Annotated in this window: 13 protein-coding genes and 2 pseudogenes; 5 read left to right on the top strand and 10 right to left on the bottom strand. The window is 68.7% G+C overall.

Annotated elements, in window-relative coordinates; genetic code table 11:
- Positions 1–35 precede the first annotated feature (35 nt).
- From ACFXKA_RS27025 to ACFXKA_RS27005, 5 genes are all read right to left on the bottom strand, one after another.
- Complete coding sequence (locus ACFXKA_RS27025) at positions 36–578, bottom strand: YaeQ family protein (RefSeq protein ID WP_379429411.1); 543 nt, start codon at positions 576–578, stop codon at positions 36–38.
- Positions 579–834: 256 nt separating this feature from the next.
- On the bottom strand, positions 835–1,338 hold the full coding sequence (locus tag ACFXKA_RS27020; RefSeq protein ID WP_354844746.1) for a helix-turn-helix domain-containing protein: 504 nt from the start codon (positions 1,336–1,338) through the stop codon (positions 835–837).
- Positions 1,335–3,587 (bottom strand): molybdopterin-dependent oxidoreductase, encoded by a 2,253-nt coding sequence (locus tag ACFXKA_RS27015; RefSeq protein ID WP_379429410.1) that lies wholly within the window; start codon positions 3,585–3,587, stop codon positions 1,335–1,337. Before ACFXKA_RS27015 ends, ACFXKA_RS27020 begins: the two co-directional genes overlap by 4 nt.
- Positions 3,588–3,651: 64 nt before the next feature.
- The gene (locus ACFXKA_RS27010; RefSeq protein WP_379429409.1) at positions 3,652–4,296 is read right to left on the bottom strand and encodes a pentapeptide repeat-containing protein; all 645 of its coding nucleotides are present in this window, start codon (positions 4,294–4,296) and stop codon (positions 3,652–3,654) included.
- Positions 4,297–4,411: 115 nt separating this feature from the next.
- On the bottom strand, positions 4,412–4,936 hold the full coding sequence (locus tag ACFXKA_RS27005; protein WP_379429408.1) for a MarR family winged helix-turn-helix transcriptional regulator: 525 nt from the start codon (positions 4,934–4,936) through the stop codon (positions 4,412–4,414).
- A gap of 85 nt (positions 4,937–5,021) precedes the next feature.
- On the opposite strand from ACFXKA_RS27005, the gene ACFXKA_RS27000 reads away from it, so the two are divergent.
- Positions 5,022–6,809, top strand: a complete 1,788-nt coding sequence (locus ACFXKA_RS27000; RefSeq protein WP_379429407.1) for an ABC transporter ATP-binding protein — start codon at positions 5,022–5,024, stop codon at positions 6,807–6,809.
- A gap of 56 nt (positions 6,810–6,865) precedes the next feature.
- Here the strand turns inward: ACFXKA_RS27000 and ACFXKA_RS26995 are convergent, their stop codons facing one another.
- Complete coding sequence (locus tag ACFXKA_RS26995; RefSeq protein WP_379429484.1) at positions 6,866–8,905, bottom strand: CocE/NonD family hydrolase; 2,040 nt, start codon at positions 8,903–8,905, stop codon at positions 6,866–6,868.
- A gap of 99 nt (positions 8,906–9,004) precedes the next feature.
- On the opposite strand from ACFXKA_RS26995, the gene ACFXKA_RS26990 reads away from it, so the two are divergent.
- Together ACFXKA_RS26990 and ACFXKA_RS26985 are read left to right on the top strand one after the other, a co-directional pair.
- On the top strand, positions 9,005–9,796 hold the full coding sequence (locus ACFXKA_RS26990) for an SDR family NAD(P)-dependent oxidoreductase (protein WP_379429406.1): 792 nt from the start codon (positions 9,005–9,007) through the stop codon (positions 9,794–9,796).
- A 168-nt stretch (positions 9,797–9,964) separates the two neighbouring features.
- On the top strand, positions 9,965–10,747 hold the full coding sequence (locus tag ACFXKA_RS26985; protein WP_379429405.1) for a VOC family protein: 783 nt from the start codon (positions 9,965–9,967) through the stop codon (positions 10,745–10,747).
- A gap of 54 nt (positions 10,748–10,801) precedes the next feature.
- On the opposite strand, the gene ACFXKA_RS26980 is transcribed toward ACFXKA_RS26985, so the two are convergent.
- The gene (locus ACFXKA_RS26980; RefSeq protein WP_379429404.1) at positions 10,802–11,941 is read right to left on the bottom strand and encodes a lipase family protein; all 1,140 of its coding nucleotides are present in this window, start codon (positions 11,939–11,941) and stop codon (positions 10,802–10,804) included.
- 119 nt (positions 11,942–12,060) lie between these two features.
- Here ACFXKA_RS26980 and ACFXKA_RS26975 point away from each other — a divergent pair, with 119 nt between their 5' ends.
- Entirely contained in the window at positions 12,061–12,741 is a 681-nt protein-coding gene (locus ACFXKA_RS26975; protein ID WP_354844765.1) for a TetR family transcriptional regulator, read from the top strand.
- Here the strand turns inward: ACFXKA_RS26975 and car are convergent.
- The 3 genes and pseudogenes from car to ACFXKA_RS26960 form a co-directional block, all read right to left on the bottom strand.
- A complete protein-coding gene (gene car / locus ACFXKA_RS26970; protein ID WP_379429403.1) occupies positions 12,710–16,240 on the bottom strand; it encodes a carboxylic acid reductase in 3,531 nt (1,176 codons plus the stop codon). The two genes, ACFXKA_RS26975 and car, sit on opposite strands and share 32 nt — an antisense overlap.
- Positions 16,241–16,412: 172 nt before the next feature.
- Positions 16,413–16,805 (bottom strand): annotated as a pseudogene (locus ACFXKA_RS26965) (alpha/beta hydrolase); the annotation flags it as partial.
- 97 nt (positions 16,806–16,902) lie between these two features.
- Positions 16,903–17,292: pseudogene (locus ACFXKA_RS26960) on the bottom strand (MFS transporter); the annotation flags it as partial.
- Positions 17,293–17,474: 182 nt separating this feature from the next.
- Between ACFXKA_RS26960 and ACFXKA_RS26955 the strand changes: the two are divergent.
- Positions 17,475–18,779, top strand: a complete 1,305-nt coding sequence (locus tag ACFXKA_RS26955; protein WP_379429402.1) for an MFS transporter — start codon at positions 17,475–17,477, stop codon at positions 18,777–18,779.
- The last annotated feature ends 151 nt before the right edge of the window (positions 18,780–18,930 follow it).

Here is an 18,930-nt window from a genome sequence, read left to right as displayed (position 1 = left end):
GTGGAATTCGGCTCGCTCGACCTGTTGGCCGGGAGCTAGGCGAGGGAGTGTTCTTCGATGGGGGTCGAGAGGGAGGTGCCGTTCAGGTCCAGGTAGAGGTGGCGGTCCGTGACCGAGAGCGTGAGGGTGTTGCGGCGGTCGAGGAGGGCGGTGGCGGCGTCGATGAAGGATCGGTCGAAGGCGTAGAGCGGGATCTGGTCGGCCTGGTGGATGCGTTTGCCGGCGAGTTGGGCGAGGACCTTTGCAGGGTCCCGGTGAGTGTAAATGGCTACACGGTCGGCCAGTTTGCTGGCGCGGTGGATGCGGTCGGCGTCCGGGGCGCCCACGTCGATCCAGGTGGTGAGGCGGCCGGTGAGGTCGCGGATGAGAACCGGCGGCTCATCGGTGGAAGAGACGCCACCATCACTGAACGCGATTCCCTCTTCATACTCCAAGCAATAGGCCAGGATCCGAGTCAACATGTACTCCCCGGTCTCGGAGGGATGCCGCGCAACCCGCAACTCCAACTCCTCGTAGACCCCCCGATCCACATCAGCCAACTGCACATTCACGTTGTAGAGAGTCGCGTTCAGGGCCATAGTCCCTGCAGCCTAGAGCCCACCCCCGCCCCCACCCACAACCGGTTCAGACTCCACCCACGCCAAACCCGCGGCCAGGACTCCACCCACAGCAGACGAACGATCCCGACCCGACTCACCGGAGACGAGCGATTCGGACTCGACAGCAGACGAGCCCAAGCGATGCCACAGCTGTCGAAGCCTTGATTCCTATGCACTAATTCTACTGCGCCCCCACTATCCATTCGTACCGAATCCCATTCCGATACAAGGCTTTTCAATCACCATCACCAAAACGACCGGTCGCTAATGCCGCATTCCGAAGCCGAGCCGGAAACCCCGGTCCCAGCCGAGCGGAAATGTCCTCGTGCCGCAACGGCTCCCGGCAATGCGAGCACACCACCTCGGCGTGCGTATCGTGGTCGCACGCCGTGTGATGCAGAACCACCGGTTCCCCGGATTCCGGAGCCAGGTACCGATCCCCCCAGGCCATCATGGCCGCGATGACGGGAAAGAAATCGCGCCCCTGATCGGTCAGCCGGTATTCGTGGCGCACCGGTCGCTCCTGATACGGAACCTTGGTCAACAGTCCCGCGTCCACCAATCGGTTCAAACGCTGGGTGAGGATATTGCGGCTGAGGCCGAGGGTGGATTCGAAATCGTCGAAACGCTTGGCGCCGTAGAAAGCTTCGCGGAGGATGAGCGGCGTCCACCAGTCGCCCAGCAGGTCGACGGTGCGGGCGACGGTGCACGGCCAGTTCGCGAAACTCGTTCGTTTCATACGGTCACGGTATCCAGGCGGGCGGGGACGTACTTGTGCCAGGGGGTGCCGACCCATTCGTCACGGTCGTCGAAGGAGGTCAGCTCGTTCGGGGCGGTGCCGGTGGTGACAGAGGTGCCGTCCGGGGCGGCGACCGAGAGCCCGAAACCGTTGGGCAGCGACAGGTGGCCCGGGCGCATGCGGTCGGTGGGCTCGACCGGAACCTGCGCGGTGCCGCGCCGGGTCGTCACCCGGACCAGGTCGCCCGCCGTCAGCCCGAGCCGCTCGGCGTCGCCGGTACTGATGCGCAGGGTGCCCGCCGCATCACGCTTGCGCCAGGCCGGGTCACGGAAGATGGTGTTGGCCGTGAAGGCTCGGCGCTCACCGGCCGAAAGGATGAACGGCCAGTCCGCGCTGTCGTCCTCGGTCGGTACGGGCAGGGTGGCGATCACCTCCAGCAGCTCCGGAATCTCCAGCCGGATCACCTTGTCGCGCACCCGATTCCAGGTCTCGGCGTAATCGTCCTCAGAGATCACGATGCCGTGCTCGCCCGTCAGGATCGCCTCGAACAGCCGCTCCCCCGCCTCCAGACCCGTTCCGTACCCGGCGCGTTCGACGCTGGCCGGGAACTTGCGCACCATGTTGTAGGACGCCGCCCACAACAGTGCCGCCGAGGCCGCACCGTCGGGCAGCGTCTCCCCCAGCGTCCGATACAGCAGCACGGGAGCGAGTTTCGACCGCGCCGGATCGCCGAGGATCCCCAGGAAGGCCACGGCGAACGCCTCCCGCCCCTGCGCGAGCGCGGCCCGCAGCGGCGCGTAGTCCGCCTCGCTCAGCACGCCCGCGGCCTCGACCAGACGGGCGTGGATCTCGGGCTCGGGCAGCACGCCCGCCGGCGCGGGCAGCACCGGGTGCCGCAGGTGGAAGATATTGCGCGGGAAATCGAAGTTGAAGAACGTGGCCTCGTACTTCTCGAACTGGGTGGGCGCGGGCAGCACATAGTCGGCGAGGCGCGCGGTCTCGGTCATGGCGACGTCGATGACGACCACCAGTTCCAGCGCCGCCAGCGCCTCGCGCATGCGGGCCGAATCCGCCAGGGAGTGCGCCGGATTCGCGCTCTCGATGAACATGGCGCGGTAACGCGCCGGGTGATCGGTGAGGATTTCCTCGCTGATCACATTGCACGGCACCAGACCGCTCACGATCTGCGCGCCGGCCACCGGGCTCTTGGGGCCCTCGCCCGCCGGATGCCCGCGGTCGTGGCCGAGATTGCTCAGGCCGGTGAAAGCGTATTGGGTGCCCGGCTTTCCGACATTGCCGGTGAGCAGCCAGACCAGCTTCTCGACATAGCTGACGACCGTCGAGTACCGGTTCATCTGCACGCCGAGGTCCTCGAGCGCGGCGACCGAGTCCGCGCGGGCCAGCCGGTGCGTCGCGGCGGCCACCAGATCCAGGTCGACATCGGCTATGGCGCAGTACTTTTCGATCGGGACAGCCCGCAGCACCGGCAGCACCGCATCCAGGCCGCTGGTGTGCTCGGCCAGCCATTCCTCGTCGATCAGGTTGTCGCGAACCAGGATCGCGGCCATGGCCGTCAGCAGGTACACGTCGGTCCCCGGCCGCAGCTGCAGGTGGAAGTCCGCCAGCTCGGCGGTCTCGGTGCGCACCGGGTCGAGCACGATCATCGACCGCGCCGGATCCTTGGCGATCTCCTTCAGCACCGTGCGCGCCCGCGGAAACCCGTGCGACTGATACGGATTCTTGCCGATGAAGAACGCCACCTCGGCATGCTCGACGTCCGCGCGCATCGGGTAGCCGGTCATCCGCGCGCCGACCCAGAAGTCACCGGTCTTCTCCTGCGCCAGCGCGCTGGAGCGGTACTTCATGCCGAACGCGGCCATGGTCGCCGGGGCGTACGCGCCGCCCAGGTGATTGCCCTGCCCGCCACCGCCGTAATAGAAGATCGACTCACCGCCGAAGTGGTGCCCGACCTCCAGCAGCTTGGCCGACACCTCGGAAATCGCGGTCCCCCAATCGATTTCCTCGAAGCTGCCGTCCGCACGGCGCCGCAGCGGCGAGGTCAGCCGGCCGGTGTGCCCGTTCTGGTAGCGGTCCAGCTGCAGGGCCTTGTTGCAGGTGTAGCCCTCCGACGCCGGATGCAGCTTATCGCCGCGGATCTTCTCGAAGGACCGGCCGTCCGGCCCGAGCAGCACCTGGATGCCGCAGTTGCACTCACACAGGATGCACGCCGTAGGCCGCCACTCCGTCATGTGAGGAGCGTAACTCGAGTAAGTTCACTAGCGCTACTAACTCGCGCCGCTCGGCCGTTTCGGTCTACAGGTCCTTGACCAGGATTCCGAAGGAGTGGGCGAAGACCGGGGCCAGCTCGAGCAGCTGCGTATTGGTGACCAGCGCACCCGACAGCGATTCGACCCCACTGGAGATACCGATCGACCGAGCCTCGCGCAGGTCGACCTTCTTCAACTTGGCATTGCGCAGCGACAGCCCGGAGATCTCCGAGCCGGGGAAGGTCACCGAGGCCAGCTTCGCCTCGCTGATATCCACGTCCCGCAGCACGCAATCCACGAACGAGACATCGGTGAGCACCGCACCACGCAGATTCACCGAATCGAACTTGCAGTTGTGGAAACTCACCCGCCGCAGCGCCGACCCGAACGCCTCCACCCCCGACATGGCCGCGAGCACGAATTCCGCATCCATCCAATTGGTTTCGGACAGATCGGTCCTGATCCAGCGCGTGCCGTTCAGCCAGACATCGTTGAACCGCGAATACCGGAAGAAACCGCCGGTCACCGTGGTGGCCGAGATGGCGCACTCGGTGAAGGTAACCCCGCGCAACTGCGGATCGTCGAGTGAGAGACCATCGAAATGGGCACAGTCGTAAGCGCCCTCATCGCGCAGCGTCTCCTGCGGTTCCAGGAAACGCGCGAAAGGCAGGTCGGCCAGCTCCCGTGGCATATCGGTTCCTTACCGGGTCGAGGTGAAGATCGGATCGGCACAACGCTCCCGACCGTACTCGAGGCTCACGACAGCCCGGCCACCCATCCGCGCGACCGACCGGAACCTCGGCCTGCTACTCCGGGCCGGTTCGCGGGGTCAGCGCGGCGTTCGGCGGTGTGCAGTCGTCGGCTGCCAAGGTGGCGAGAAGCTCGCGCAGAGTGTGACGCTCGCCGGGCGAGAGGGCAGCGAAGATCTCTTCGGCGGCGTCACGGCGAGCGTCGGACATCCGAGCCAGTACCCGGCGGCCCGCTGCGGTCGGGGTCACCAGGGTGGCGCGGCGGTTGCCCGGATCCGGTTCGCGGGCAACCAGTCCGGCGGCGACCAGCGCGTCGACGACGGTCGTGGCCGAGCGCGGCACGATGCCGAGGTGCTCGGCGAGGGCGGACATACGCAACGGTTCGCCGCCGTGCTCGTCGGCACGGCCGATGATGCGCAGCGCGCGGGCCTGGGCCGGGGTGAGGCCGAGCGGCGACAGCCGCGCCGACTGCGTGCGGCGCAGTCGTTTGGTGGTGCGCAGGAAGAGTTCGGCCAGGTCATCGTCGGGAACGACACGCCTCGCGCCCGTCGTACGCGACTCGTCTGCAGGACTGCTCGGCATGATCCAGAGCATAACTCATTGTCCTTGGAACAATTATGAGCCAAACTCAGTTATAGCGCGTGACTCCCTGCGAAAGGAGGCGCTGATGGCTTCACAACCTGAACTGAGCCGGATCGTCCGGCTCTTCCATCCGTATCGCGGACGCTTGGCCCTGGTCGCGGCCCTGGTGGGTTTGGCCTCGCTGGCCGGTCTGGCTTCCCCGTTCCTGCTGCGCGGCATCATCGACGACGCACTGCCGCACGGTCGCACCGGACTGCTGACCCTGCTGGCCGTGGGCATGATCGCGGTCGCCGCACTGAACAGCGTGTTCGGCGTCTTCCAGACCTATATCTCGACCGCGGTCGGCCAGGACGTCATGCACGATCTGCGGTCGGCCGTCTACGCGCGGCTGCAGTCCATGCCGCTGTCCTTCTTCACCACCACCCGCACCGGCGAGGTGCAGTCGCGAATCGCCAATGACATCGGCGGCATGCAGTCCACGGTCACCTCGACCATCACCTCGCTGGTCTCCAACTTCACCTCCGTCGTCGCGGCGGTCATCGCCATGTTCGCGCTGGACTGGCGACTCACGCTGATCTCGCTGGTCATGCTGCCGCTGTTCGTGTGGATCAGCCGCCGGGTCGGCTCCGAGCGCCGGCGCATCACCGCGGAGAAGCAGCGCAAGCTGGCGGGCATGTCGGCGATCGTGGAGGAATCGCTGTCGGTGAGCGGAATCCTGTTGTCGCGCACCATGGGTCGCTCACCCGCGCTGGTCGAGGATTTCACCCGGGAATCGCGGGGGCTGGTGGATCTGGAGATCCGCTCCAGCATGGCCGGGCGGTGGCGGCAGTCGACCATCTCGATCGTGATGGCGGCCATGCCGGCGGTCATCTACTGGGCGGCGGGCATGACCGTGGCCCAGGGGCATCCGCTGGTGTCGATCGGCACGCTGGTCGCGTTCACCACGCTGCAGAGCGGCCTGCTGCGGCCGACCGTCATGCTGCTGTCGACCGGCGTCGATATCCAGAGCTCGCTGGCGCTGTTCGGGCGGATCTTCGAATACCTGGATCTGCGACCGGACATCGAGGAGCCCGCGCAGCCGACGCCCCTGCCGGAGCAGGTGACGGGCGCGGTGCGGTTCGAGCGCGTGGGGTTCGCCTACGACGCGGATCGGAACGTGCTGAGCGACATCGATATCGAGGTGCCCGCCGGGTCGAGCCTGGCGATCGTCGGCGAAACCGGCTCGGGGAAGACGACTCTCGGGTATCTGGTGGCGCGACTGTACGACGTGACGTCCGGCCGGGTCACCGTCGACGGCGTGGACGTGCGGGAGCTGTCCTTCGCCGACCTGTCCGCGGCGGTGGGCGTGGTGTCGCAGGAGACCTACCTGTTCCACTCCTCGGTCGCCGACAACCTGCGCTTCGCGAAACCCGATGCGACAGAGGCGGAATTGCATGCCGCGGCCCGGGCCGCGCAGATCCACGACCACATCATGAGCCTGCCCGACGGGTACGACACCCTGGTCGGCGAGCGCGGCTACCGCTTCTCCGGCGGGGAGAAGCAGCGGCTGGCGGTGGCGCGGGCCATCCTGCGGAATCCGCCCATCATGGTGCTCGACGAGGCGACCAGTGCGCTGGACACCAGGACCGAGCGCGAGGTGCAGGCGGCGATCGACGCGCTGTCCGCGAATCGCACCACCATCACGATCGCGCACCGGCTGTCCACGATCCGGGACGCCGATCAGATCGTGGTGCTCGATCAGGGCCGCGTCGCGGAACGCGGTACGCACCGGGAACTGGTGGAGCGCAATGGTTTCTACGCCGACCTGCTGGCCCGCGACACCTTCGACGATGTCATGGCCGAGGCCGACGTGGTCGGCGTGCTCGAATCCTGAACCCGGACAGCGGAAAGCCCTGCCGTCCACGCTGACGACAGGGCCTCTTGCTCTCCCTACCAGCCGATATTTCCGCCGAGAGGGACGTTCACCCAGCTGGGCGCGTTCGGGTCGAGGTCGATGTGCTGGGGCAGCAGCTCGCTCTCGTTCAACAGCGGGCGCAGCGGCAGGCCGCGCGGGAAGTTGAACGCGAAGACGTCGATGCGCAGGCGGTGGCCCGGCTGCAGGACCGCGTCGGTGGCGGTCAGGCCCAGATCGACGGTGGTGGGCTGACCGGGGACGAGCGGCTCGCGATCGGCCAGGGTGAGGACCGGGTACGGGTCGGTATAGTCGCCGTTGGCCGAGCGAGTTGCCTTGTCTTCGTCCACCTTTCGCAGCGACGCGGTCAACTGGCCGGAGGTCAGCACCGTGGACCTGCCGTCGGGCGCGACATCGTTGAGCGTCGCGGTCCAGTAGCCGTCGGTGGCGTCGAGCACCGTGTTGAGGTGTACGTTCACCGGCCCGGAGACGAGAGTCGCGGCGGCCACCGGTGGGCTGGTGAAGGTGAGGCCGTTGAGTTCCATCGGCCGCGCGTCCCTGGCGCAGGCGTCGAGGACGGCCGTGACGCCCGCGGTGATCTGCGCCGAATCACGCGAGCACAGGCTGTTGATGCCGGGCGCGACGGTGAGCCGCTCCGGCCCGGCGGGATCGGCGACCAGGCTGCCGTCGTGCACGCTCATCGGAGCGGTGCCGCTGGGCACGCCGGACAGGTACAGGCGTCGGTAATCGACGTCGCTGCGCGGGAATTGGTCCGTCGTGGTCCAGGAGCCGCCCTGCTGGAACAACGTCACCGGGCCGTAGCCGTCGATGCCGTTGTCGATGCCCTTGAGCCACTTGTCGAACCAGGCGCGCTCCAGCACGTCCAGGCGCGGCGGGGCCCCGGGTGCGCCGAAGCCACTGCCGGGATCGGCGTGGTAGGTGTCGCCCATGATCAGCTGTTTCTGCCCGGGCGGCAAGGGAATCACGTCGTAGATGCGCGGTTCGGAGTAGGTGAAGATGTCGTGCCAGCCGCCGTAGACCATGGTCGGCACCCGCACCCGGTCCGGATGCCCGAGCCAGGCGGTGCGCAGGCTGCTGTCGGGTTCCAGGATGCTCTTCAGGTTGTCCGGGATCTCCGGGATGGACTGCACTGTCAGCGCTTGAATGATGTAGTCGAAGAAGGTGAACGGGCTCTGCAGCCGGTCGGCCAGCCACTTCCAGTCGAAGGCGCCGGAGAAGATCGAGGTCAGATCCGGGAGCAGTTTCAGGCTGTCCACGCCCAGCAACCACGGTGGGATGAAACCGAATCCGAGTGCTCCGCCGGTGGCGAGCACATCGCGCACCAGGTCACTGCCGGGCTCGACCGGGAAGATGGCCTTCAGCGCGTCCGGCTGATGCTCGGCGGCCTGCACCTGATTGATCGCCGAGTACGAGATGCCCGACATCCCGACCTTGCCGTCCGACCACGGCTGCTGGGCCGCCCAGTTGATCACCTCGACGCTGTCGAGCTGCTCACGCTCCTGGAAGACCTGCCAGACGCCCTCGGAGAAGCCGGTCCCGCGCACGTCGGCCACGACCTGGGTGTAGCCGGACTGGACCAGCTTCCGGTCGGCGGTGAAGACGCGGGCCGCGCCGCCGGGCACCACCTTCACCAGGTCGGAGAGACCGCCGAGGCCGACGCCGGACAGGTCGAAACCCTGCAGGAAGTTCGACAGCACATCCGACAGGCCGGGAATCGACAGCGCCGAATCCGCGATCATGGACACGAGTTTCGTGTACGGGGTCAGGTTGACGACCGTCGGCAGCGGGGTGTCGACGATGTGGCCGTCGGCGTCCATGGGCCGATACACATTGGCCTTCAGGACGGTGCCGTCGCTCATGGCGATCGGGACGTCCCAATCGATGTGCACGCCAGGATATTTCGGCGGACCGTCCTCGATCGCGGTCCAGGCCGCGCCCAGTGATCCGGCGTCCGGGGTGGCGGTGGCCAGCGGCCGGACCAGCACCCCGACGGTGAGTGCGGTGGCGAACAGGGCGAGCGCGCCCAGCGTTCGTCCCCTGAACTTGGTGAATTGCATCCCGACCCCGTGGTTGAGGAACCTCTGCGTACCCAACGGTCGGACTGTAATGGCCGACACTCTCGACCGCAATCGTGGCGGGTGTCATATGTTGATCAGGTGAGCACAGCAGCAGGCGAATTGGCGGGACGCGTCGCACTCGTGACCGGCGGCGGGCGCGGTATCGGGCGCGCCATCAGCCATGCGCTGGCCACCCGCGGCGCCGTGGTCGCGGTCAACTGGGTGCGCCATGAGCAATCGGCGAAAGACACTGTGGCCGAATTGCATTCCCTGGGAGCCACCGCCCTCGCCGTGCACGCCCCGGTCGACGATCCGGTGGCCGTGACCGCCATGGTCGACCGCGTGACGAAGGAGCTCGGCCCGATCAGCATCCTCGTCCACAATGGCGGCGTCGCCAGCCGTGGCCGCCTGGTCTCCGACACCGATCCGGCGGAGGTCGAGCGACTGCTGCGTATTCAGGCCATCGGCCCGCACCACCTCACCAAGCTCGTCCTCCCCGGCATGCGCACCTGCGAACGCGGCGACATCATCATGATCAGCAGCGTCGCCGCCCACGCGCTCGGCGCGGCCGGCGCCCCCTACAACATGGCCAAGGCCGCCCTCGAAGCCCTCGCCCACACCCTCGCAAAAGAGGAATCCCCCAACGGAATCCACGTCAATATCGTCGCCCCCGGCCTGGTCGCCTCCGACATGGGCGACCGCCTGACCGCGGCCCTGTCCGGCGGCATCCACCGCCACGCCGCCGACCTCGACGCCACCTCCCCCTTCGGCCACGTCTGCCGCCCCGAAGAAGTAGCCGACGTCGTCGCCTTCCTCGTCTCCCCCGCCGCCGGTTACCTCACCGGCCAGCGCATCGTCATCGACGGCGGCGCCTACCCATACCGGCCGTGAACCCGGAATTGTCACTGGCCAGGTCGACGCCCGGGTGCTCCCGGAATGTTCCAACACAAGTTCGTGACCAGTCGGTATTCCGTGACCGGAATGCCGGGAAGCATGGTTAGCTGACCATGTGCCTGCCCTCCGACAGGCCGCAACCGACCGATTCTCGGGAGGATCCGTATGCCCACAACAGACAAGGTTTGGCCGCAAGGAACCCCGTGTTGGGTCGACTGTTCCGTCGACGATCCCGCCGCCGCGCGGGACTTCTACGCCCAGCTGCTCGGCTGGGACGTGCTCGACAGTCCGCCCGAGGCGGGCGGGTATCTGATGGCGATGCTCAACGGCAAGCCCGCCGCGGGCATCGGGCCCAAGATGGGTGAGGCCGCCATGCCGTCGGTGTGGACCACCTACTTCGCCGCCGAGAGTGCCGATGCGGTCGCGGGCGCGGTCACGGCGGCCGGCGGCACGGTGTTCATGCCGCCCTTCGACGTGATGGACGTCGGGCGCATGTTCGTCGGCGCGGACCCGGGGGGCGCGGTGTTCGGCGTATGGGAAGCCAAGGCGCACACCGGCGCCGGGATCTTCAACGAGCCCGGCGCGTACTGCTGGAACGACCTGCACACCGCCGCGTACACGCCGTCGCAGGAGTTCTACAAGCAGGTCTTCGGCTGGTCCTTCGACGAGATCGGCAGCGAGCAGATGCCGTACTCCACCTTCGCCGGCGCGGACGGCCGCCCGATGGGCGGCGTGGCCGACAGCACCGGCCAGCCCGGCGGCGGTCCCAACTACTGGCTGACCTGGTTCCAGGTCGCGGGCGCGGACGCCGCGCTGGACAAGGCCAAGGAGCTCGGCGCGACCGTACTGATGGGCCCGTCGGACAGCCCCTTCGGGCGCATGGGCATCGTGTCGGGCCCGCAGGGCGAGGTCTTCGGTCTGATCGACACCACTGTCACCATCGGCTGATCCGGAGCATCAGTCGCCAAGGCCGAGTGGCTCTGTGCCACTCGGCCTTTCGCGTCAGGAGAACAGTCGCGCCACGAACGGCACGCTGTCGGCCAGGGAGGCGAGCATGGCGCCGCTGTGGTCCTTCCCCACGTAGACGTGCACCTCGGGATGCGTTCCGGCCGCGGCCATGTCGGCGACCAGCTTGGCGGTCAGCGGTGCGGGGACATCGGTGTCATTGGTGCCCTGCCCGATGAACAGCGGCCGGTCGTAGCCGGTCAGCGGGACATCCATGACCGACCGCGCGGTGGGCACGAAATCGCCGTCCGCCAGCGGCCGCGACACCAGCTGGTTCAGCGACACACCGGCGGCACGCTCGGCCAGCGGGGCGAAGCACAGGGTCTGGGCGTCGATCACCAGCTGCTTGCCCAGCGGGGTCAGGTAGCTGTCCAGGTCGAAGTCCGGGCGGGCCGCCTTCACGCCGTTGAACACGTAGGTCGCGTAGGCGGTGATGTGCGAGGACCCGATGGGCGGGGTATGCGGCCCGATCAGGGTCGCGGCGTCGACGATATTCGAGGCCGGACCGGTTGCCACCGCGCCGCGGTAATCCAGTTCGGGCGCATAGCGTGTCGCGAGCGAGGCGGTGAAAACCGCGGCGCCGCCGCCCTGCGACTGCCCGATCGCCACCCACTTCGGGGCCAGCGAGTCGTCCACGGCGTGGGCGGCGCGCACCATGTCGATGGCGGCGTGCGCCTCGGCGCGGCCGTCGAGGTAGGCGTGCACGCCGGGGGTGCCCAGGCCGATGTAGTCGGTGGCAACGATGGCGTAACCCTGCTTCATCCAGGTGGCGAGGAACCCCATGTCGCGGTCGGAGCGACCGGCCACCGAGGGCGCGCAGTCGTCGCCGATGCCGACGGTGCCGTGCTCCCAGGACAGCACCGGCCAGCCACCGGGCGGCGGGGTACCCGCCGGGGTGAAGACCACGCCGGTGGACAGCGCGGGCTGATCGGAGGAATCGCGGGTCCAGTAGGTGAGCTTGCGGGCCGAGCCGGTGCCGTCGATCCAGAGGTCCTGCGCCAGCGCCTCATTGCCGACGACGGCGCCCGGGGCCGCACCCTCGGCCCGGACGGGCGGGTCGGCCTGGGCGGTGGCGGCAAGCGGCCCGGTGGCCAGCACGGCCGCCGAGACCAGGGTGATCACGGTGCGTCGCGTCATCGGAGGAGTCCTCTCGTATCGTCTCGCTTTGGTGTCACAGTGAGACACTTCGGTCAGACTATCCTGAGAAGTGTCACTTTGAGACACCAGGGTAGATATCGGCGACACGAGAGGGCGGGATGACGGCACCGACCGGGTTGCGGGAACGCGAGAAGGCCAGGGTGCGGCACGAATTGATCGACGCCGCGCTGCTGCTGTTCGAGCGCCGCGGCTTCGAGCAGACCACCGTGCAGGAGATCGCCGACGCGGCCCAGGTCTCGCGGCGCACCTTCCACCGCCACTTCCCCGCCAAGGCGGCCGTGGTCTTCAGCCACGAGGAGGACGTCATGTCCTATCTGCTGGCCGCACTGGACCGCCGCCCGCCGCACGAGGCGGTCTTCGTCGCGCTGCGGGCCGCGCTGCGCGAGTTCCTCCTCGACGATGCCGAGGCCGAGCTGCGTCGCCGCCAGGCCGACACCGCCCGGCGGGCGCGGCTGGTGCTGATCACCAATCCGCAACTGCGCCAGGAGAATTTCACCGGCACCTTCGGCCGCCGGGACGCGCTGGCCCGGAGTTTCGCCCGCCGCGGCGGACTGGCCGAGGACGATCTGCGGGCGAAACTCGCCGCCGCGACCTGCTTCGCGGCCTTCGGAGTGGGGCTCGACGACTGGGTGGCGAGCCCCGATCCGTCCCTCGACCGCCTCTACGAGATACTCGACGGCACCGTCGCCGCGCTGCAGCACGGTCTCGAGATCCCCGCGGCGGCAGGCGGCGGGCGGCGACTGAGGGCTACAGCAGACCGCGCAGCCTCAGGTCCGTGACGTACTTGTCGATGAGTTCCCTTGTCAGGTGCGGGATGTCGCCGTTCGGGCCGAGTTTCGCCTGCTGCACGGCCGTCTGGAAGCGCTTGGCCGGGAGCGCCGCGCCCGCGATGGGCAGGCCGGGGCGGCGGTAGGCGTGCAGGAGCGGCAGCACCGAGTGGGTGCGCTGCCGCTCCGGCAGGGCGCGCAGGGCGGTCTCGAAACGGCCGGCCCAGTCCGGGTAGGAGTCGATGCGGTCGATGGGATGGCCGGATTCGATGAGCCAGTCCACGAATTCATCGAGGGAGATGCCGTCGTCGTGGGGGTTGAGGACGTCGTAGGTCTCGAAACCGGCGGTGACGCGGGCGCCGAGAGCCGTGATGGCGGCGGCGGTGAAGTCCGCGGGCAGGCCGTCGTAGTGGGCCCGTCGCCGCCCGCCGTCGGAATCCAAGGCGTAGAACGATTTCGGGGCCAGGCCGGTGGCGAGCACGCTGAGCAGCAGGCGGGTGAACATGTCGGGCAGGTTGAACTGCCCGGCGTAGACGCTGTGCGCCAGGATCATGTCGGAGCGGAAGACCGCCACCGGCAGCCCGCACAGGTCGTGCGCCTCGCGCAGCAGCACCTCACCGGCCCACTTGCTGTTGCCGTAGCCGTTGGCGTAACCGTCGCCCACCGTGCGCACGGCGCTGATCTCGCGGATGTCGCCGTCCTCGGTGAACACGGCGGGGTCGATCTGATCGGCGACACCGACCGTGGACAGGTAGGTGACCGGTTTGCGGGTCGCGGTGAGCGCCAGGCGGATCACCTCCGCGGTGCCGACCACATTGGGACCGAACAGCTGGTCGTAGGGCAGCACGTGATTGACCAGCGCGGCCGGGTGCACGATGAAGTCGACGGTCTCGGCGAGCTCCTGCCAAACCGCTTGTTCCAGACCGAGATTCGGTGCGCCGATGTCTCCGGCCAGCACGCGCAGGCGACGCCCGGCCAGCTCCCGGTAGAGCCGCGACAGCTCGGGATCGCCGCTGTCGAACACCTCGTCCAGCCGCCGGCGCGCCGATTCGGCGTCGCGGCCGCGAATGATGCAGACGAGAGTGCCGTCGGTGTCGTCCAGGCGCTGCAGCCATTCCAGGCACAGGAACCGGCCGAGGTAACCGTTGGCGCCGGTCAGCAGCACCGTACGCGGCGGCTGCGGCGCGAGCGGCAGACCGGGCGCGGCCGCCAGGGTCGCCGCGTCCACGAACTTGTCGAGGGTGAGGTCGGCGGCGCGAATCTCGCTGCCGCCGTGCACGGCCGACGCGGTGGGACGACCGCCGGCACCGGACCGTTCGGCCTCGATGCGGGCGGCCAGCCCGGCCAGGTCGCTGGCGGGGCTGACGATCACGCCGACCGGCACCTCGACATCGAAGATCTCGCGCAGCAGCGTCGAGAACGACAGCGCCGACAGCGAATCCCCGCCCAGATCGGTGAAGTGCGCATCCGCCTGTGGCTCGCCGCCGCCGAGGATGGCGCGGGCGGCCCGGCACACCGTCTCGAGCACCGGCCGGTCGGCGGCCTCGCGACGCAGCGCGAGCAGCTCGTCCTCCTGCTGCCGCGCCTGCGCGCGGTACAGCTCCTCGAGCCGCTCGCCGTAGCGCTGCCTGAGCTTGGGCCGCAACAGTTTCCCGATGCCGGACAGCAGGCCGTTGTCCTGGGTGAAGGGCTCGGTCTCGATCAGGAACTCGCGCGGGATCTCGTAGGACTCCAGTTCGGCGTCCTTGGCGATCTGCTGCATGGATTCGGTGATGGCCGCGGTCATCTCGGCGGGTTCGAGCGCGAGGGCTGCCGCCGAGGGCACGATGACGGCCAGCAGGTGCGAGCGCTCACTGGACCCGTGCACGAAGATCTGGGCGATGAGCGGGCTGGTGGCGAAGACGGCCTCCAGCTTGGCCACGGCCACGAACTCGCCCTGCGACAGCTTGAGCACATTGTTGCGGCGGTCGACGTACACCAGATGGTCGGGCCGGACCTCGGCGACGATATCGCCGGTGCGGTAGTAGCCGTCCTCGTCGAAGATCTCGGCGGTCACCTCGGGACGCTTGAAATAGCCCGGGATCTGCTGCGTCGACTTCACCAGGAACTCGCCACGCGGGTACGGCTTGTCGGTGGCGAAGTAGCCGAGCTCGGGCACATCGGCCAGCTTGTAGTCGATGACCGGCGGCCGGCGGATCTCGTTGTCCATGAGCAGGCCGCCGCCCGCCTCGGTGGAGCCGTAACCGTCGACGAGCGGCTGGCCCAGCACCGAGTTCATGAACTCCTTCATGTCCGCGGAGATGGGCGCGCTGCCGACCATGACCCGGAGCAAGCGGCCACCCAGGAAGTCCTGCCGCAGTGCGGCTTTCGCGGCCTCGTCGGCCTCGGCGGGGGCCGCACCCGCGGCGATGCGGCGCTGCACGTCGCTCTGATAGCGCTGGAACACCATGTCGCACACGCGTGGGACGAAGAACGCCTCGGTGGGGCGGGCCAGGCCGAAATCCTCGAACAGGGTCGACATGTCGCTGGCCGCCGCGAAATACGCGGTTCCGCCGCGCGCGAAGGTGCCGCTCAGCACCATGCGGCCGGCGACGTGACTCAAGGGCATATAGCAGAAATTGATGACCGGGGCCGGAATGACCGTGGGCCCCAACCACATACCGGTCGCCAGGCGCTGCGGGTAGATCGCGCCCTTGGGGGTGCCGGTGCTGCCGGAGGTGTAGATGAGCAGGGCGAGCTCGTCCTCGTCGGCGGGGACGTGCAGCGGTACCGCGGGCAGGTCGCGGCCCCGGTCCGCCACGGCCGCAAGCGATTCCAGGCTGATCCAGGCTCCCGACTCCGCGATGCGGCGCTGTGCGGCGGCGTAGGTCTCGGCGTGGTGGTCGTCGCCGGGTTCGAAGTCGAAGACCACGATCGATTCCACCGGTGTGCCGCCGAGCACGCAGTCGAGCGCCGGCGCGAGCAGTTCCAGGCTCACCGCCAGCGTCCGGGCGCCGGTCTCGGTGATGATCGAATGCCATTGCGAGGCAGGTGAACCCGACTGCAGCGGCACGCTCACCAGGCCCAGCCGGATGCCGGCCAGCTCGACGGCGGTGAAGTCGCCGCTGGCGAAGCCCAGGATGCACAGGAAGTCTCCCGCGCGCAGGGGGTGTCGCGGGTCCGCGTGCCAGGCGGCCGCGATATCCCCGGAACGCACCCACAGCTCGCCATAGCTCGTGGTGCGGTACGCGGGCAGCAACCGCCGGGTACGCCGCCCATCGGCGCCGACCACGATCTCGGTGGCCCGCTCGGCGATGGCGGGCCGGTCGGCGTATCCGCCGAAGAGCACCGCCGCCACACCGGCCAGACCCTGCCCGGACTGCTGGGCCGCGGCCGCGACCTCGGGTAGCGGGACCAGCGCCCGTACCTGATCGTCGGCCATCAGTTCCTCGAACCGCTTCGCGATCTCGGCATGCGCGAGCCGATCCGCGAATCGCTGGGTAAGCTCCGCCCGAACGGCGTCCTCGACCATCAATGGCCTCCCTGGTCTCCGGCGATCACGACGCCGCGAATTCGTTCGGACGTCGGGTTTTCTCCCCATCAATTAGCTTTGCTAACATTTCCACCATGGGCGCCCGGGAGGGGAAAGTCAAGAACTCCGCGGCGCACCCCCAATCCAGAATGCGCCGCGAATCCGCAGCGTGCTACCGGTAGCCCGGATCGGTCACCGCGGCATCGACCAGGTCGGCGACGGCGACCGGCTGCGAGGCCGGCGAGACGTGGCTCGAGGGCGGCTCGACGGTCCGGCGCGGGCCCATCCGCTCGGCCATGCGGCGCTCGTTGGCCGGGTTGATCACGCGGTCCTCGATGGAGACCTGGCACCAGGCCGTCTCGGCCTTCCAGGCCGGGGCGGTGACGGTGTCACCGAAGCTGGAGCCCAGCGGGGCTTCTGTGTGACCGCCATGACCAGACCCTCGTCCTCGGTGAGGTCCTGGTCAGAAGCTGTCGTGGAACTTCTCCTGCGTGATCCGGAGACATCCGTCGGAGTCGGGGACGAGGGGCCCGCGGCGCTGTGCGCGGGGGGGCGGAATCGCCTGGCATCCAGCCCGAATTGAAGGCCGATCAGACCAGGGCGTCGTCGGCGGGGCTGGGTTCGGCGGCGGGCCGGTCGGTGCGGAGCAGCAGCCCGCAGCCGTTGCGGATCAGCGCCAGCGTGGACAGCATGAGGGTGGCGCCCGCGATGCCGAGCGCGGCGCGGGCGGCGATGAGCGCCTCGGCATTCGGCGCGTAGGCCGCCGCGAAGGAGGCCACGCTGAAGCCGGCCGCGCCGATCAGCCGCAGCCGCCGCCGGCCGATGCGGTCGCCGAGCGCGCCCATGGTGAGCAGGAGCCCGGCCAGCACGAAGCCGTAGATGTCGAAGATCCACAGCTGCTGGGTGGCACTGGGATCCAGGTCGCGCACGATGAAGGGCACCGCGAAATACAGTACCGAGACGTCCATGGAGACCAGCAGCAGCGGCAGGACGAGCACGGCGAGCGCGCTCCATTCCCGCCGGCCCGCGCGCCGGTGATCTTCGCTGTTCATTGACTCGACGACTTTCGTTCCGGGAGAGGCGAACACCGCAGCATCGCCGAATCCGCCGGCAGTGCCCTGGTATCGGATTGCCAGCGGACTGACAGCGCGGCCGGTCAGCATGACGGGTCGAACTCCCGTCCCCGATGGGTCACACTCGAACCGCACTCAAACGACGATTCGCCCGAGGAACGATGCAGAACCTTCCCGACGACGCCGTGCGCGTCGAAACCCCCGCGCGCTACCGGATCTCGAACTCCGCGGCGTTCTGGCTGCTGTCGATCGCGCTGGGGCTGCTGCTGTTCGCGTCGGCGGCCCCGTCGCCGATGTATCCGGTGTATCAGCAGATGTGGCACTACTCGTCGCTGGTGTCGACGGGTGTGTATGCCGCGAACGCCATTGCGCTGCTGGTGACTCTGCTGTTCGCGGGGTCGCTGTCCGACCACATCGGGCGGCGGCCGGTGCTCGTCGCGGCGGTGCTGGTGGAGCTGGCCGGGACGCTGGCGTTCGCCGAAGCGCAGTCGGTGACTTGGCTTTTCACCGCCCGCATCGTGCAGGGCATCGCGACCGGGCTGGCCACGGGTGCGATCACCGCCACGCTCATCGATCTGCAGCCGGCGGAATCGCGGCTGGGCGCGCTCATGACGAATGTGGCGGCCGGCGGCGGGCTCGCGGTGGGCGCGATCAGTTCCGGGCTACTGGTGGCCTACGCGCCCGCGCCCACCCGGCTGGTGTACTGGCTGCTCGCGGTGGCGTTCACCGTCATCGTGATCGGCGTGCTGCTGATTCCGGAGACGGTCGCGCCCGACGGGCGGGGCCTGGCGTCACTGAAGCCCAAAGTGTCAGTGCCGCAAGAGGTCCGGGTGGCGTTCCTCACCCTGGTGCCGTCGATCGCGGCCACGTGGGCGCTGGGCGGGCTCTATCTGGCGCTGGGCGGCGCGCTCATGAAGGTGCACTTCCACGTCGGCACACCGCTGGCCGGTGGCCTGGTGGTGGTCGCGTTGCAGGGCACCTCGGCGGTCACCGCACTGCTGGCACGCGACTGGACCATCGATCAGGCGCTGCTGCGCGGGCCGATCCTGCTCATGTCCGGGGTCTCGCTGGCGCTGCTGGGCGCGGCGACGGAGTCGGTGTGGCTGTTCTTCGCGGCCAGCGTGGTGGCCGGGGTCGGCTTCGGGCCGTCGTTCTCGGGTGCGCTGCGCATGCTGACGGGTCTGTCACCGGCCGAGACCCGGGCGGAGGTGGTGACCGCGATCTATGTGGTCTCCTACCTGTCGCTCAGTGTGCCCGCGGTCATCGCGGGGCTGTGCGTGCAGCGGTTCGGCCTGGCCGCCACGACCTACGGCTACGGCCTGATCGTGATCGCGATGGAGGCGGTCGCCCTGGCCGGGTCGCTGCGCCACCGCAGTCCGCACACCGCGCTGGCCGGACATCTGTGCCCGGCGCCGTGCCCGGGCTCGGTCGCGCCGATGCCGCGGGTGGTGTCGGCGCACCCCTGACCGGCGATCGCGGCCTCGGCTTGTTAAGGTGGACAGGTGATTCCCACCCGGCAGGCATGGCGCTGGCTGCACTAGCAGCCCGATGAACCATGACCACGGGCTGTACGCGGCCCGTGATTCCCGACCGGAACACTCAGCTCGTGCAGCCCTC

The sequence above is a fragment of the Nocardia sp. NPDC059228 genome (genome assembly GCF_042754245.1).
In the GTDB taxonomy this organism is placed as follows: domain Bacteria; phylum Actinomycetota; class Actinomycetes; order Mycobacteriales; family Mycobacteriaceae; genus Nocardia.
Note: the sequence above shows the minus strand (reverse complement) of the source record. Positions and strands in the feature narration are given on the sequence as shown.